We start from the raw sequence: 13,649 nt of genomic DNA, 5'->3' as shown, positions 1-13,649 counted from the left end.
CTTGCGCCTGAGGGTGGATGTGCTTCCGAACGAAGGGGCGGTTTACCCCGATGTGGTCCTGGTGGTGGACGTGATCCGGGCCACCACCACCGCCGCCTGCCTCCTGGAGGCGGGGGCGGAGGCCCTATACCTGGTGGAAAGCCTCGAGGCCGCCCGGGCCTTCAAGGACGAGGACGTGGTCCTGGCGGGGGAGGTGGGGGGGCTGAAGCCCCCCGGGTTTGACCTGGGGAACTCCCCCCGGGAGGCCCTGGAGGCCCCCGTGGGGGGCAAGGTGGTGGTGATGAGCACCACCAACGGCACCCGGGCGGCCCACGCCGCCGCCAAGTCCGCCAAGCATGTCCTCCTCGCCTCCCTCTACAACGCCCACGCCGCCGCCCGGCTCGCCAAGGAACTGGCCACGGAGGAGGTGGCCATCCTCTGCGCCGGCAAGGAAGGGCGGGCCGGGCTGGACGACCTCTACACCGCCGGGGTCTTGGCGGAGTACCTAGGCCTCTTGGGCGAGGTGGAGCCCGAGGACGGGGCCCGCATCGCCCTGGCCGTCAAGCGGGCCTACCAGGACCCCCTGGAGGCCCTAAGCCTTTCCGCCGCCGCCCAGGCCCTTAAAGGGGTGGGCCTGGAGGGGGACGTCCCCTTCGCCGCCCAGGTGGCCAAGAGCGCCGCCGTGCCCATCCTCTCCGGGCGGGTGGGGGACGCCCTCATCTTCAAGCGGGCCTACTGAAGGCCCTCCTCCGCCAAAAGCTCGTAAAAGCGCCTTATGGCGGCGATGCCCTTTTCCAGGTTGAGGAGGTCAAACTTCTCGTTGGGGGCGTGCAGGTTATCGTCGCTTAGCCCGAGGCCCAGGAGGACGATGGGGGCCTGAAGGGCCTCCTGGAGTTCCGCCACCACGGGGATGGTCCCCCCCTCCCGGGCGTAGACGGGAGGCCTCCCCCAGACCTCCGCCAAGGCCCTGGCCATGAGGCGCATGGGGGGGCTAAAGGGGTCGGTGAGGACGGGCCTTCCCCCGTGGAGGCGGCGCACCTCGAGGCGGTACCCGGGGGGCAGGATTTCCCTAAGGTAGGCCTCGGCCAAGTCCGCCACCTCCTCGGGGTCCTGGTCCGGCACCAGGCGCATGGAAAGCTTCATCCCCGCCTCGGCGGGGATCACCGTTTTGGACCCTTCCCCCTGGTAACCGCCGTAGATGCCGTTTGGGTCCAGGGTGGGCCTCGCCCAAAGCCGCTCCAAGGGGGTATATCCCTCCTCCCCCGGCAGGCAGTCCACCCCAAGTTCCCGCTTCAGGGCCTCCTCGTCCAAAGCGGGCCAAAGGCGCTTCTCCTCCTCGGCAACGGGCCGCACCCGTTCGTAGAACCCGGGGATGAGGACCTTCCCCGTCCGCTCGTCCTTAAGCCGGGCGAGGAGCCAGCCCAGGGCCTGGATGGGGTTCGGGGCCACCCCCCGAAGGCCCCGGAGTGCAGGTCCCGCCTCGCCCCCTGAAGCCGCACCTCCAGGTAGCAAAGCCCCCTCAGGCCGTAGGTGAGGGTGGGGGTTTCGGGGGCGAACATGGCCCCGTCGGAGATGAGGACCACGTCCGCCCGAAGCCGCTCCCGGTTTTCCCGCACGAAGGGGAGGAGGTGGGGGCTTCCGATCTCCTCCTCCCCCTCCACCAGGAACTTGACGTTCACCCGGGCGGCAAGGCCCTCCAAGGCCGCCACGTGGGCCCAAAGCTGCCCCTTGTCGTCGGAGGCGCCCCGGGCATAGACCCGCCCCTCCCGCACCACCGGGGAGAAGGGCGGGGTTTCCCAAAGCTCCAAGGGATCGGGGGGCTGGACGTCGTAGTGGCCGTAGACCAGAACGGTGGGGGCCTTTTCGTCCACCAGGCGCTCGGCATAAAGGATGGGGTGGAGGGGGGTCTCGTGGAGCGCGGCGACAAAACCCAAGGCCTCCAAGCGGTCCTTGAGCCAAAGGGCCGCCCGGCGCACGTCGTCCCTATGGCCGGGGTCGGTGGATACGGAAGGGATGGAAAGGAATTCCAGTAGGGGCTCCAGCGTCTTCACGCCCCCATGCTACCCTCTTCCAGGGCCTTACCCTCCTCCAAGAGGAGAAGGCGAAGCCTTGCCACCTCGGCTTCAAAGCGGGCCTGGAGGGCCTCCAGCTCCGCCCTTAGCCGCATGATCTCCTCCACCCCCGCCAGGTTCACCCCCAGTTCCTGCGTCAGCCGCCGGATCTCCCGCAACCGCTCAATGTCCCGCTCCGAGTAAAGCCGCGTCTTCCCCCCAGACCGCTTCGGCTTGATGAGCCCCTTCCGCTCGTAAAGCCTCAGCGTCTGCGGGTGCATCTCCACCAGCTCCGCCGCCACCGAAATCACATAGACCGGGCGGTCCTTGGGGGAAGGCTTTTGCGTCTCCCCGGGGGCGGGAAGGGCCTTGCGGTCCAGTTCCTGGAAACGGTCCCCAATCTCCCGTTTGAGCCTTGCCACCTCGGCTTCAAAGCGGGCCTGGAGGGCCTCCAGCTCCGCCCTTAGCCGCATGATCTCCTCCACCCCCGCCAGGTTCACCCCCAGTTCCTGCGTCAGCCGCCGGATCTCCCGCAACCGCTCAATGTCCCGCTCCGAGTAAAGCCGCGTCTTCCCCCCAGACCGCTTCGGCTTGATGAGCCCCTTCCGCTCGTAAAGCCTCAGCGTCTGCGGGTGCATCTCCACCAGCTCCGCCGCCACCGAAATCACATAGACCGGGCGGTCCTTGTCCATGACCCTGTCCATGGCCTTTAGCTCCTCCCGCTAAACCCCACTAACCCTTCTCATTATACGCTCCCTGAGAACCCTAAGCGCAGGGAAGCGCGCTGGGCCGCCGCCATTACCCGGGGGGCCAGCCGCCGGGCCGCCTCCAGGGAAAGCCGGCTCGCCGGGGCGGAGAGGGAGATGGCCGCCACCACCTCCCCCGAAGGGCCAAAGACGGGAGCGGCCACGCACCGCACCCCCAGTTCCTTCTCCTCGTTGTCCAAGGCGTAGCCCTGGGCCCGCACCTCCCCGAGCTCCTGCAAGAGCTCCGCCAGGCGGGTCTTGGTATGGGGAGTGAAGGGGATGAGGCGGAGGCCCTCGGGCACCCCCCGGTAGGCCAAGAAGACCTTCCCCACCCCGGTGGCGTGGAGGGGGGCACGGCTTCCTGGAGCGGTGAAGAGGCGCACCAGTTGCCCCCCCTCCACCTGGTCCAGGTAAAGCGCCTCCCCGTCCACGGGCACCGCCAGGTTGACGCTCTCCCCCGTCTCCCCCGCCAAGGCCTCCATCTCCGGACGCACCGCCTTGAGGAGGTCCCGCCTCGGGTAGGCCTGCCCCACGGCGAAGGCCTTGGGCCCCACCCGGTACACGCCTCCCTCCTCCACGGCAAAGCCCCGGCGAACCAGGGTCTGGAGAAGGCGGTAAAGGGTGCTCTTGGATAGCCCCGTGGCCTCGGCCAGGGCGGAAAGCCCCGCCTCCTTCTGCTCCCCCAAGGCTTCCAGAACCCCAAGCCCCTTTTCCAAGGTCTTCACCCCGCTTGCGCCCTTTTCCCTCGGCCTCGGCATAGGGCCCTAAGGTAGCACGGCCCCGGCTATTTTTCAAGACACGAAAAACCATTCCGTCTATTGACAAACCCGCCCCCACCCCCGTAAGCTCAGGCCACCATGAAGGGCGTGGAAATCACCAAAGACCATCCCCTCCTCGGGGAGGTGCTCACGGAGGAGGCCCTGAAGTTCGTGGTGGCCCTGCACCGGGAGTTCAACCCGGTGCGCAAGGCCCTTCTTGCCCGCCGGCACGAGCTTTGGGAGCGGTACAAGGCCGGGGACAAACCGGACTTTCTCCCAGAAACCGCCTTCGTCCGGGGCGGGGACTGGCGGGTGGCCGAGGCCCCCCAGGACCTCCTGGACCGCCGGGTGGAGATCACGGGCCCCGTGGACCGCAAGATGATCATCAACGCCCTGAACTCCGGGGCCAAGGTCTTCATGGCGGACTTTGAGGACGCCCTCTCCCCCACGTGGGACAACGTCATCCAGGGGCAGAAAAACCTCTACGACGCCGTGCGCCGCCAGATTGACTTCGTCTCCCCCGAGGGCAAGGCGTACCGCCTCAAGGAGAAGACCGCCACCCTGGTGGTGCGCCCCCGGGGCTGGCACCTGGTGGAAAAGCACGTGCGGGTGGACGGGGAGCCCATCTCGGCAAGCCTCTTTGACTTCGGGCTCTACTTCTTCCACAACGCCCACGAGCTCCTGAGGCGGGGAAGCGGGCCCTACTTCTACCTGCCCAAGATGGAAAGCCACCTCGAGGCCCGCCTCTGGAACGAGGTCTTCAACTTCGCCCAGGACTACCTCCAAATCCCCCGGGGCACCATCCGGGCCACGGTGCTCATTGAAACCATCCTGGCGGCCTTTGAGATGGAAGAAATCCTCTACGAGCTCAAGGAGCACGCCGCCGGGCTCAACGCCGGGCGGTGGGACTACATCTTTAGCTGCATCAAGAAGTTCGCCACCACCGCCCCCATCTTCCCCGACCGGGCCCAGGTGACCATGACCGTCCCCTTCATGAAGGCCTACACCGAGCTTTTGGTGAAGTCCTGCCACATCCACGAGGCCCACGCCATCGGGGGCATGGCCGCCTTCATCCCAAGCCGCAAGGACCCCGAGGTGAACGAGCGGGCCTTCCAGCAGGTGCGGGCGGACAAGGAGCGGGAGGCCTCCCAAGGCTTTGACGGCACCTGGGTGGCCCACCCCGACCTGGTGCCCGTGGCTCAAGAGGTCTTTGACCGCTACCTGGGGGACAAGCCCCACCAGAAACACGTGAAGCGCCTGGACGTGCAGGTGAAGGCGGAAGACCTCCTCAACTTCACGGTCCCCGGGGGCAAGGTGACGGAGGGAGGCCTCAGGAACAACATCTCCGTGGCCCTGCAGTACCTGAACCAGTGGCTTTTGGGCAACGGGGCCGCCGCCATCTTCAACCTCATGGAGGACGCCGCCACCGCCGAGATCAGCCGGGCGCAACTTTGGCAGTGGGTCCACCGGGAAGCCCAGCTGGAGGACGGGCGCACCGTGACCCCGGAGCTCTACCAAAAGGTCAAGGAGGAGGAGCTCGCCAAGCTGGGGGGCCGGGGGAAGGAGCGCTACAAGGAGGCGGAGGAGATCCTGGACAAGCTCGTCCTCTCGGAGGAATTCATAGAGTTCCTCACCCTGGTGGCCTACGAGTACCTGGACTAGGGCGAAGGGCGGCCGGGGCGGGCGGGGATTCCCCGCCCTTTGGCTTAAAGTGGGAGGAAAGGAGGGAAGCCGTGGGCTTTTTGGAAGAACTCAAGGCCCTCTTGCCGGGCAGGGTCCTCACCCGGGAAGCGGAGATCGCCCCCTACGAGTCCGACGCCCTCACCGCCTACCGCAAGCGCCCCCTGGCGGTGGTCCTTCCGCAGGAAAAAGGAGAGGTGGTCCAGGTGGTGCGGCTATGCCACCGCCACGGGGTCCCCTTCGTGGCCCGGGGAAGCGGCACCAGCCTGAGCGGGGGCTCCTTGCCCGTGGAAGGGGGGATTGTCCTCGCCCTAAACCGCATGAACCGCATCCTCAAGCTGGACCCCGCGGCCCGCATCGCCGTGGTGGAGCCTGGGGTGGTGAACCTGGAGGTCTCCCGCCAGGCAGCCCCCTTTGGCCTCTACTACGCCCCGGACCCCTCCAGCCAGCCCGTCTCCACCCTTGGGGGCAACGTGGCCTTCAACTCGGGGGGGGCCCACTGCCTGAAGTACGGGATGACGGCCAACCACGTGCTGGGCCTCGAGGTGGTGACCCCGGAAGGGGAGGTGGTGCGCCTCGGGGGGAGAGCCTAGAGGGCGTGGGGCCCGACCTCCACGGCTTCTTCGTGGGCACGGAGGGGCTTTTGGGGGTGGCGGTGGAGATCACCCTGAGGCTCCTCCCCAAGCCCGAGGCCTACCACACCCTCCTCGCCGCCTACGAGAGCCTGGAGCGGGCGGGCGAGGCCGTGAGCCTCATCATCCAAAGGGGCCTCCTCCCCGGGGCCATAGAGATCATGGACCGCCTGGCCATTGAGGCGGCGGAAAAGGCGGTGCGGGCAGGCTACCCGCAGGCGGAAGCCCTCCTCATCGTGGAGCTGGAGGGCCCCAAGGAGGAGGTGGCGGCGGAGGCCCAGGTCCTGGAGGAGGTCATCCGGGAAAGCGGGGCCTACGCCGTGCGGGTGGCGGCAAGCGAGGCGGAGCGCCAGGCCATCTGGAAAGGGCGTAAGGCGGCCTTTAGCGCCGTGGGCCGGCTCTCCCCGGACTACCTGGTCCAGGACGGGGTGGTGCCCCGAAGCCGCCTGGGGGAGGCCCTGCGGGAAATAGGGAGGCTTTCCCAGGCCTTTGGGCTTAGGGTGGCCAACGTCTTCCACGCTGGGGACGGGAACCTCCACCCCTTGGTCCTCTACGACGGCAAGAAGCCGGGCGAACTGGAGCGGGCCGAGGCCCTGGCGGGGGAGATCCTCAAGCTCTGCGTGCGCCTTGGGGGGTCCCTGACGGGAGAGCACGGGATTGGGGTGGAGAAGAAGGCCTACATGCCGGAGATGTTCGCCCAGGAAGACCTCCTCGCCATGGAAAGGGTGAAGGCTATCCTGGACCCCAAGGGGCTTGCCAACCGGGGCAAGGTGCTCCCGGAGGTGGTCCGTGGTTAGGGCGGGCACCCTGCAGGAGGTGGTGGAGGCGGTGCGGGCCTACCCGCGCCTGAGGCCCATGGGCGGGGGCACCAAGCCCGCCCTTTCCGCCCCTCGGGAAGGGGAGGTGGGGCTAGCCCTTTCCGGGCTTTCCGGCATCCTGGAGTACCAGCCCGAGGAGTTCGTCTTCACCGCCTGGGCCGGCACCCCGGTGGCCGAGGTGGAGGAGGCCTTAAGGGCCCACGGGCAGTACCTCCCCTTCCACCCGCCCCTGAAGGGGAAGGGGGCCACCCTAGGAGGGACGGTGGCGGCGGGGCTTTCCGGGCCTTTGCGCCACCGGTTTGGGGGGGTGCGGGACTTCCTCTTGGGGGTGCGCTTCGTGGACGGGGAGGGGAGGGTGGTGCGGGGCGGGGGCAAGGTGGTGAAGAACGCCGCCGGCTTCCCCTTCCACCGGCTCATGGTGGGCTCCTTGGGGGCCTTTGGCGTCATGGTGGAGCTCTCCTTCAAAGTCTTCCCCTACCCCAGGGCCACGCGGACCCTCCGGGCGGAGATGCCGGGCCTAAGCGAGGCCCTTTCCGCCCTGGAAAGGCTACGCCTCCTCCCCCTGGACCTCCTGGCCCTGGACCTCATCCCCCCGCCACCCTCGAGGCCCGCCTGGGAGGCTTTCCCGGGAGCGTGGCGGCCCGCCTGGAGGGCCTAAAGCGCCTCCTCGCCCAGGAGGGAGCCCAAAGGACCGAGGTCCTGGAGGAGGACGAGGCCCACTGGGAAGGGGTGCGGGACCTCCGCTTCCTGGAGGAAAGCCCCATCTGGGTGAAGGTGCCGGCCAAGCCCGCATCCATACCCCGTCTCGAGGCCCTTCCCTTGGGCCCAAGGCGCTACCTGGACGGGGGGGAGGTCCTCTACGCCGGCACGGGGCCCGAAGGGCTAGAGGCCCTGAGGCGGGCGGGCTTTCCCCACCTGGTCCTCCGCGGGGCGGAAGACCCCCTCTACCCCCTGCCCCCCGAGGCCTTCTTCGCCAAGCTCAAGCAGGCCCTGGACCCCATGGGCCGTTTTCCCTTAGGGTGAGAGCATGCAGCACCGCATTCCCGTGGAAACCTTGGGCAAGGAAGGGGAGGTGATGGCCCACGCCATAGAGGCCTGCGTCCACTGCGGCTTCTGCCTCCCCACCTGCCCCACCTACGTGGTCCTGCAAGAGGAGATGGACTCCCCCAGGGGACGCATCTTCCTGATGAAGGAGGTCCTGGAGGGAGCCTTGCCCCTGGAGGAAGCCCTCCCCTACCTGGACCGGTGCCTAGCCTGCCAGGCCTGCGTCACCGCCTGCCCGAGCGGGGTACCCTACGGCGAGCTCATCGCCGCCTTCCGCCTCCACACGGAGGAGAAGCGCCACCGCTACCCCCTGGAAAGGGCCTACCGCCTGGCCCTCCTCCGCACCCTCCCCTACCCCGAGCGCTTCCGGCCCCTGGCAGGGCTCGCCGCCCGGCTTAAGCCCCTCCTCAAGCCCCTTCCCCTGCCCAAGCCCCTCAAGGCGCCTATAGACCTCCTCCCCGAGCGCCTTCCGGAGGAAGCCCCGTACCTAGAGGTCTACCCCGCCAAGGGCGAGAGAAAGGCCCGGGTGGGGCTTCTCCTGGGGTGCGCCCAAAGGGTCCTCCGTCCCTCCATCAACGAAGCCACCATCCGGGTCCTCCAGGAAAACGGGGTGGAGGTGGTGGTGGCCCGGGAGCAGGTCTGTTGCGGGGCCCTGAACCTCCACGCCGGGGACAAGGAGGGGGCGAGAGCCCTCGCCCGCAAGAACCTAAAGGCCTTCCAGGACGTGGACTACGTGGTCACCAACGCCGCTGGTTGCGGCTCGGGGATGAAGGAATACCCCCTCCTCTTCCTGGGGGAACCCGAGGAGGCAGAGGCCAAGGCCCTGGCCCAGAAGGTCAAGGACATCACCGTCATCCTGGACGAACTGGGCTTCACTCCGCCCCCACCCCCCAAAACCCCCCTTCGGGTGGCCTACCACGACGCCTGCCACCTGGCCCACGCCCAAGGGGTGCGGGAAGCCCCCCGGAACATCCTGAAGGCGGCGGGGCTCGAGGTCTTGGAGCCCAAGGAGTGGGAGCTCTGCTGCGGCTCCGCCGGCACCTACAACCTCTTCCAACCCGAGATCGCCGAGGCCCTAGGCCGGCGCAAGGCGGAAAACCTCAAGGCCACCGAGCCCCACCTGGTGGTCACGGGCAACATCGGCTGCCTCACCCAGATTGGCGCCTACCTCCAGGGCATCCCCGTGCTCCACACGGCAGAGCTTCTGGCCCTCCTCTACGAGGGGAAGGACCCGCTTAAGGGACCCCTAAGGAGCTAGGGCGACCTAAACCTGGTATCTCCCTATGTAAGAAGTTGGACCAAATCCACGATTGCGCCAACCCCCAATCCCCCCCAAAACCCGGGGGGGTTGACGCACTACCCCCCACCCTGCTAGCCTGACCTCAGACGGCCAAACTTTCCCACCTCGGCCGTAGTGGTTCTTGAAAACTAAGATTAGAGCTTCATGAGTGTTTCGTGTTCCTGACGATGTTGTGGCTGTTCGTACCGTACCTATGAGGGTTTGAAACCTTCCTCCGGTCGTGTGCTTGACCAGGGCGACCTCCTGAGTTCGTACCGTACCTATGAGGGTTTGAAACTTCAAGGCCCGGCTTCCCTCACGGGTGAGGTCGGGAAGTTCGTACCGTACCTATGAGGGTTTGAAACGTCGCGGTGGTGGACACCGCTACCAGGCGCGTGGCTTCGTTCGTACCGTACCTATGAGGGTTTGAAACCGCCCTTTGCAAAATAACGATGATGAGGACGATGCCCAGTTCGTACCGTACCTATGAGGGTTTGAAACGTGGTAGCGGCCACCCTAGCCTTTTGGGGCTAGGGCGGCGTTCGTACCGTACCTATGAGGGTTTGAAACCTCTGAACCTGCTTCTCCACCAGAAAAGGCCGTTTCACGTTCGTACCGTACCTATGAGGGTTTGAAACGCCAACGCAACCTCAAACGCCCTGGCTCGCTCCCTATCCGTGCAAGTTCGTACCGTACCTATGAGGGTTTGAAACCGCCCAACTCCAAGGCTCGGTAGACAATGCGGCCATCTGTTCGTACCGTACCTATGAGGGTTTGAAACGCGTAGTGCTTGATGTCCCTCTTCCCCTTGGGGACCACGGTTCGTACCGTACCTATGAGGGTTTGAAACAGGTCCGTACGAACCTCTACGAACCCCCCTATCCCGACGTTCGTACCGTACCTATGAGGGTTTGAAACTTTTTCAACCCTGAAGGAGGCTACTAGCATCCTTCCACCTCGTTCGTACCGTACCTATGAGGGTTTGAAACTCAAAGTGGGCGCTAACGGCGTGCCGGAGGAGTGCCTGGTTCGTACCGTACCTATGAGGGTTTGAAACGCCTCGGCGTCCTCGGCCTTCTTCCGCCTACGCTTAGGGGCGGGGGCGGCGTGTTCGTACCGTACCTATGAGGGTTTGAAACTATAATAGGGACGATAAGTCCCCCACAGCCGTTTGGAACTTACCTATAAGGGTTTGACACACCCAACCAGCCTGGTATGGAAGCCCTCCTGAAAGAAACCTTCTTCCACGCCCTAAGGGCCACGGACCCCTACCGCCTCACCCTCAAGGCCCTTCCCTCCTTCCGACCCGACCTGATCCTCGCCGTGGGCAAGGCGGCGGCCCCCATGCTCCGGGCAGCCCTGGAGCGGTATGGGGAAGTCCCCTACCATCTCACGTTGCCCCAAGGCCAGGAGGCCTTGGGCCTGAAAGCAGTCTTCGCCCGCCACCCCGTGCCCGATGAGGGAAGCGTGCGGGCAGCGGAGGAGGTCCTCCACCTCCTCGCCTCCCTCTCCCCCAAAGCGCGGGTCCTTGCCCTCCTTTCGGGGGGAGGGAGCGCCCTCTGGTGCGCCCCCCTGGGGATAGGCCTTAGGGAGAAGCAGGCCCTCACCCAGGCCCTCCTCCAAAGTGGGGCGGGCATCCGGGAAATCAACGCCGTGCGCAAGCACCTCTCCCGCATCAAGGGAGGAAGGGCCCTCCTCGCCACCAAGGCCAGGGTCCACGCCCTCCTCCTCTCCGACGTCCCCGGGGACGACCCCAGCGTCATCGCCTCCGGGCCCTTCCACCCAGACCCCTCCACCTACCCGGAGGCCCTAGGGGTCTTGGACCGGTACGGCCTCGCCTTCCCCGAGGCCCGGGCGGTGCTGGAAGCGGGGGCTAAGGGGAAGCTTCCCGAGACCCTCAAGCCCCAAGACCCCGCCCTTAGGCGCCTCACCTGGAAGCTGGTGGGGGCGAACCTCCACCTCCTAAGGGCCGCCCAAGGCTTCCTCAGGCGCCAGGGCCACCGGGCCGTGGTCCTCTCCGACCGCTTCGGGGGGGAGGCCAGGGCCCTTGCCCGCTTCCACGCCGAGCTGGCGGAGACCATCCGCACCCACGGGGTGCCCTTTCGCAGGCCCATCTTCCTCCTCTCGGGGGGCGAGGCCCAGGTGCGGGTAAGGGGTAGGGGCAAGGGGGGGCGCAACCTGGAGTTCCTCCTCGCCCTCTACGCCCACCTCCCAAGGCCCCTCTACGCCCTGGCGGCGGACTCCGACGGCCTGGACGGGAACAGCGGGGTAGCGGGTGCCCTCCTCACCCCTGCGGTCTGGGACCGGGGCCTAGATCCCAGGCCCTTCCTAGAGGAGAACGATAGCCTGGGCTTTTTCCAAGAGGTGGGGACCCTCCTCGTCACCGGCCCCACGGGCACCAACCTTAACGATTTCCGCCTCCTCCTGGTAGACTGATGGGGTTGGCGCTTTACGTTCACGTCCCCTTCTGCCCCACCCTCTGCCCCTACTGCGACTTCCACGTGGTACGCCGGGGGCCTGGGTGGGTGGAGGCCTACCTGAGGCGCCTTAAGGAAGAGGCGGAGGCCCTTTATGCCCGCTACCCCCATCCCCTAAAGACCCTCTACCTGGGCGGGGGCACGCCCAGCTACCTGCGGGACCGGGAACTTTTGGCCCTCTTCCAGGCCCTCCCCTGGCCCTTGGCCGAGGGGGCGGAGGTGACCCTCGAGGCCAACCCCGGCACCCTGAACCCCGCCCGCCTAAGGCTCCTTAAGGACCTGGGCGTCAACCGCCTTTCCTTGGGGGTGCAAAGCTTCCAGGACCCGGTGCTCCGGTTCCTCGGCCGGGCCCACGGGCGCAAGGGGGCCCTAAGGGCGGTGGAGATGGCGCTGGAAGCGGGCTTCCGCACCTCCATTGACCTCATCCTGGGCCTTCCCATGCAGGACCCCGAGAAGGACCTCAAGGAAGCGGCCAGCCTCGGCCTAGGCCACGTCTCCGCCTACACCCTGCAGGTGGAAAAGGGAACCCCCTTCGCCCTCCTCGGGCTTCCCGAAGACCCCGAGCGGGAAGCCTGGGCCATGGAGCGGGCGGAGGCCCTTCTGGGCGAGGCGGGGCTAGAGCGCTACGAGGTTTCCAACTTCGCCCGCCCCGGGGAGGAGGCCCAGCACAACCTGGTCTACTGGCGGAATGGCTTCTGGCTCGCCCTGGGGCCCGCCGCCACCGGGCAGTACCCCGGGGAGGGCCTGGCCTACGCCCTAAGGCGCACCAACCCTCCCCTCCCCCGCTGGCTCGCCCGGGAGGCCCCAAGGGAGGAGGCCATAAGCCCCCTGGAGCACGCCAAGGAAAGCCTCATGCTGGGCCTAAGGCTTAGGGAAGGGGTGGACGTGGCCCAGGTGGAGGCGAGGGTAGGCCTCTCCCTTTTCCCCCTTCTGGAACCACGGGCAAAGGAGCTAGCGGAAGCTGGCCTCCTCCAGGTGGAGGGAAAACGGCTACGCCCCACCCCCAAGGCCTTTCCCCTCCTCCACCGGGTGGTCCTCTCCCTCTGGGAAGCCCTTGAAGGAGGGGAAGGAACAGGCTAAACTTTGACCAAGTCTAAGGAGGAGACCCATGGACCTGAAAGCCCTGGCGGAACAGGTAGCCCGTGCCCAGCCCTTCACCCAGCACCTAGGGGCAGAGGTGGTGCGGGTGGAGGGGGAGGAGGTGGAGTTCGCCCTGAAGGTGCGGCCCGAGTTTTACCAGCACCTCGGGGTGGTCCACGGCGGGGTCATCAGCGCCCTCTTGGACAACGCCCTCACCTTCGCCGGGGGGCTTGCCCTGGGCCCCAACGTCCTCACCGTGGAGTTTAAGGTGAACTTTCTCCGCCCGGCCAAGGGGGAAAGGCTACGCGCCCTGGGCCGGGTGGTCCACGCCGGCAGGCGCCTCGCCGTGGTGCAGGGGGAAGCCTACAGCGAGGAGCCCGAACCCCGGCTCATCGCCCTGGCCCAGGGGACGATTAGCCAGGTCTAGGCCAGGGCCAAGGCCTCCCGGGCCCGGTCCGCCAAGGCGAAGAAGCGCTCCTTGGTGAGGGGAACCTTCCCCGTGACCAGGCCCTTGCCGGGCTCGTAGTGGGCGTGGAGGTGGATGTGGGCCCGGGGCAAGCGGAGGCCGATGCGCTTCAGCTTAGCGTGACGGGGGGAGACGTCCGCCAGGAGGAAAGGCTCCCCCAAGGCATCGGAAAGCGAGGCGGTCATGATGGTGGTGGGGAGGTCGTAGGGCCTCTCCATGCGGTAGATGAAGTCGGGGAAGTCCGCCTCCTTCTCAAAGCGGACACCCCTTTCCTTGGCATACTCCCGCATCCAGGAAAGGAGTTCCACCCAGGCCTGGTAGAGCTCGCGGTCGTGGGCAGCGCTCATGGCCCGAGTATACCCCGAGGCAGCCTCGCCGCAAACCAAAAGCCCCCAGGGATCACCCCGGGGGCTTGGCCTGGTGGGCGCGAGTGGACTTGAACCACCGACCCCTACCGTGTCAAGGTAGTGCTCTGGCCACCTGAGCTACGCGCCCGCGCTTTTGGAGGCGCCGGCCGGATTCGAACCGGCGAATGGAGGTTTTGCAGACCTCTGCCTTACCACTTGGCTACGGCGCCAAGCCGTAAGGTAGCTTAGCACGGGGCCACAAGGAGTGTCAAGAAAGCCCATAACTAAGGGA

Annotated in this window: 9 protein-coding genes, 2 tRNA genes, 3 pseudogenes and 1 CRISPR repeat array; of the genes and pseudogenes, 8 read left to right on the top strand and 6 right to left on the bottom strand. The window is 66.9% G+C overall.

Going from position 1 to position 13,649, the window contains the following annotated elements:
• The first annotated feature begins 1 nt into the window (after position 1).
• Positions 2-718 carry a 2-phosphosulfolactate phosphatase gene (locus A0O31_RS09295; RefSeq protein ID WP_071677607.1) on the top strand — a complete coding sequence of 239 codons (717 nt, stop codon included), beginning with the start codon at positions 2-4 and terminating at the stop codon, positions 716-718.
• Here the strand turns inward: A0O31_RS09295 and A0O31_RS09290 are convergent.
• From A0O31_RS09290 to A0O31_RS09280, 3 genes and pseudogenes are all read right to left on the bottom strand, one after another.
• A pseudogene (locus tag A0O31_RS09290) lies at positions 712-2,030 on the bottom strand (dipeptidase). The gene A0O31_RS09295 and the pseudogene A0O31_RS09290 sit on opposite strands and share 7 nt — an antisense overlap.
• Positions 2,027-2,734: a heat shock protein transcriptional repressor HspR, fused homodimer type gene (hspR, locus tag A0O31_RS09285; protein WP_152024426.1), complete on the bottom strand. Its 708-nt coding sequence runs from the start codon at positions 2,732-2,734 to the stop codon at positions 2,027-2,029. The pseudogene A0O31_RS09290 and the gene hspR overlap by 4 nt, the downstream one beginning before the upstream one ends.
• Before the next feature lie 41 nt (positions 2,735-2,775).
• A complete protein-coding gene (locus A0O31_RS09280; protein ID WP_071677606.1) occupies positions 2,776-3,534 on the bottom strand; it encodes an IclR family transcriptional regulator in 759 nt (252 codons plus the stop codon).
• Positions 3,535-3,633: 99 nt separating this feature from the next.
• On the opposite strand from A0O31_RS09280, the gene aceB reads away from it, so the two are divergent.
• The 7 genes and pseudogenes from aceB (at position 3,634) to A0O31_RS09245 (ending at position 12,971) form a co-directional block, all read left to right on the top strand.
• Positions 3,634-5,196 carry a malate synthase A gene (gene aceB, locus A0O31_RS09275; protein WP_071677605.1) on the top strand — a complete coding sequence of 521 codons (1,563 nt, stop codon included), beginning with the start codon at positions 3,634-3,636 and terminating at the stop codon, positions 5,194-5,196.
• Positions 5,197-5,267: 71 nt separating this feature from the next.
• Positions 5,268-6,643 (top strand): annotated as a pseudogene (locus tag A0O31_RS09270) (FAD-linked oxidase C-terminal domain-containing protein).
• 10 nt (positions 6,644-6,653) lie between these two features.
• Positions 6,654-7,687: pseudogene (locus A0O31_RS09265) on the top strand (FAD-binding protein).
• Between the two features lie 4 nt (positions 7,688-7,691).
• On the top strand, positions 7,692-8,966 hold the full coding sequence (glcF, locus tag A0O31_RS09260; RefSeq protein WP_071677604.1) for a glycolate oxidase subunit GlcF: 1,275 nt from the start codon (positions 7,692-7,694) through the stop codon (positions 8,964-8,966).
• A 220-nt stretch (positions 8,967-9,186) separates the two neighbouring features.
• Positions 9,187-10,186: a CRISPR direct-repeat array (repeat unit 30 nt; unit sequence GTTCGTACCGTACCTATGAGGGTTTGAAAC).
• Between the two features lie 16 nt (positions 10,187-10,202).
• Positions 10,203-11,423, top strand: a complete 1,221-nt coding sequence (locus A0O31_RS09255) for a glycerate kinase type-2 family protein (RefSeq protein ID WP_071677603.1) — start codon at positions 10,203-10,205, stop codon at positions 11,421-11,423.
• A gap of 5 nt (positions 11,424-11,428) precedes the next feature.
• Entirely contained in the window at positions 11,429-12,544 is a 1,116-nt protein-coding gene (hemW, locus tag A0O31_RS09250) for a radical SAM family heme chaperone HemW (protein ID WP_420855816.1), read from the top strand.
• 28 nt (positions 12,545-12,572) lie between these two features.
• Positions 12,573-12,971 carry a PaaI family thioesterase gene (locus A0O31_RS09245; protein ID WP_071677601.1) on the top strand — a complete coding sequence of 133 codons (399 nt, stop codon included), beginning with the start codon at positions 12,573-12,575 and terminating at the stop codon, positions 12,969-12,971.
• Here A0O31_RS09245 and A0O31_RS09240 read toward each other — a convergent pair.
• The 3 genes from A0O31_RS09240 to A0O31_RS09230 form a co-directional block, all read right to left on the bottom strand.
• On the bottom strand, positions 12,968-13,357 hold the full coding sequence (locus A0O31_RS09240; protein ID WP_071677600.1) for an NADH-quinone oxidoreductase subunit 15: 390 nt from the start codon (positions 13,355-13,357) through the stop codon (positions 12,968-12,970). The two genes, A0O31_RS09245 and A0O31_RS09240, sit on opposite strands and share 4 nt — an antisense overlap.
• 71 nt (positions 13,358-13,428) lie before the next feature.
• Positions 13,429-13,505, bottom strand: a tRNA-Val gene (locus A0O31_RS09235).
• A 7-nt stretch (positions 13,506-13,512) separates the two neighbouring features.
• Positions 13,513-13,587, bottom strand: a tRNA-Cys gene (locus A0O31_RS09230).
• Between the last annotated feature and the right edge of the window lie 62 nt (positions 13,588-13,649).

Origin of the sequence: Thermus brockianus (assembly GCF_001880325.1) — a bacterium.
Taxonomy (GTDB): Bacteria; Deinococcota; Deinococci; order Deinococcales; family Thermaceae; genus Thermus; species Thermus brockianus.
Note: the sequence above shows the minus strand (reverse complement) of the source record. Positions and strands in the feature narration are given on the sequence as shown.

Excerpts from the sequence above, each read along its gene's own strand:
- aceB (WP_071677605.1), top strand. The coding sequence starts at position 3,634 with ATGAAGGGCGTGGAAATCACCAAAGACCATCCCCTCCTCGGGGAGGTG.
- A0O31_RS09255 (WP_071677603.1), top strand. The coding sequence starts at position 10,203 with ATGGAAGCCCTCCTGAAAGAAACCTTCTTCCACGCCCTAAGGGCCACG.
- hspR (WP_152024426.1), bottom strand. The coding sequence starts at position 2,734 with ATGGACAGGGTCATGGACAAGGACCGCCCGGTCTATGTGATTTCGGTG.
- A0O31_RS09240 (WP_071677600.1), bottom strand. The coding sequence starts at position 13,357 with ATGAGCGCTGCCCACGACCGCGAGCTCTACCAGGCCTGGGTGGAACTC.
- glcF (WP_071677604.1), top strand. The coding sequence starts at position 7,692 with ATGCAGCACCGCATTCCCGTGGAAACCTTGGGCAAGGAAGGGGAGGTG.
- A0O31_RS09245 (WP_071677601.1), top strand. The coding sequence starts at position 12,573 with ATGGACCTGAAAGCCCTGGCGGAACAGGTAGCCCGTGCCCAGCCCTTC.
- A0O31_RS09280 (WP_071677606.1), bottom strand. The coding sequence starts at position 3,534 with ATGCCGAGGCCGAGGGAAAAGGGCGCAAGCGGGGTGAAGACCTTGGAA.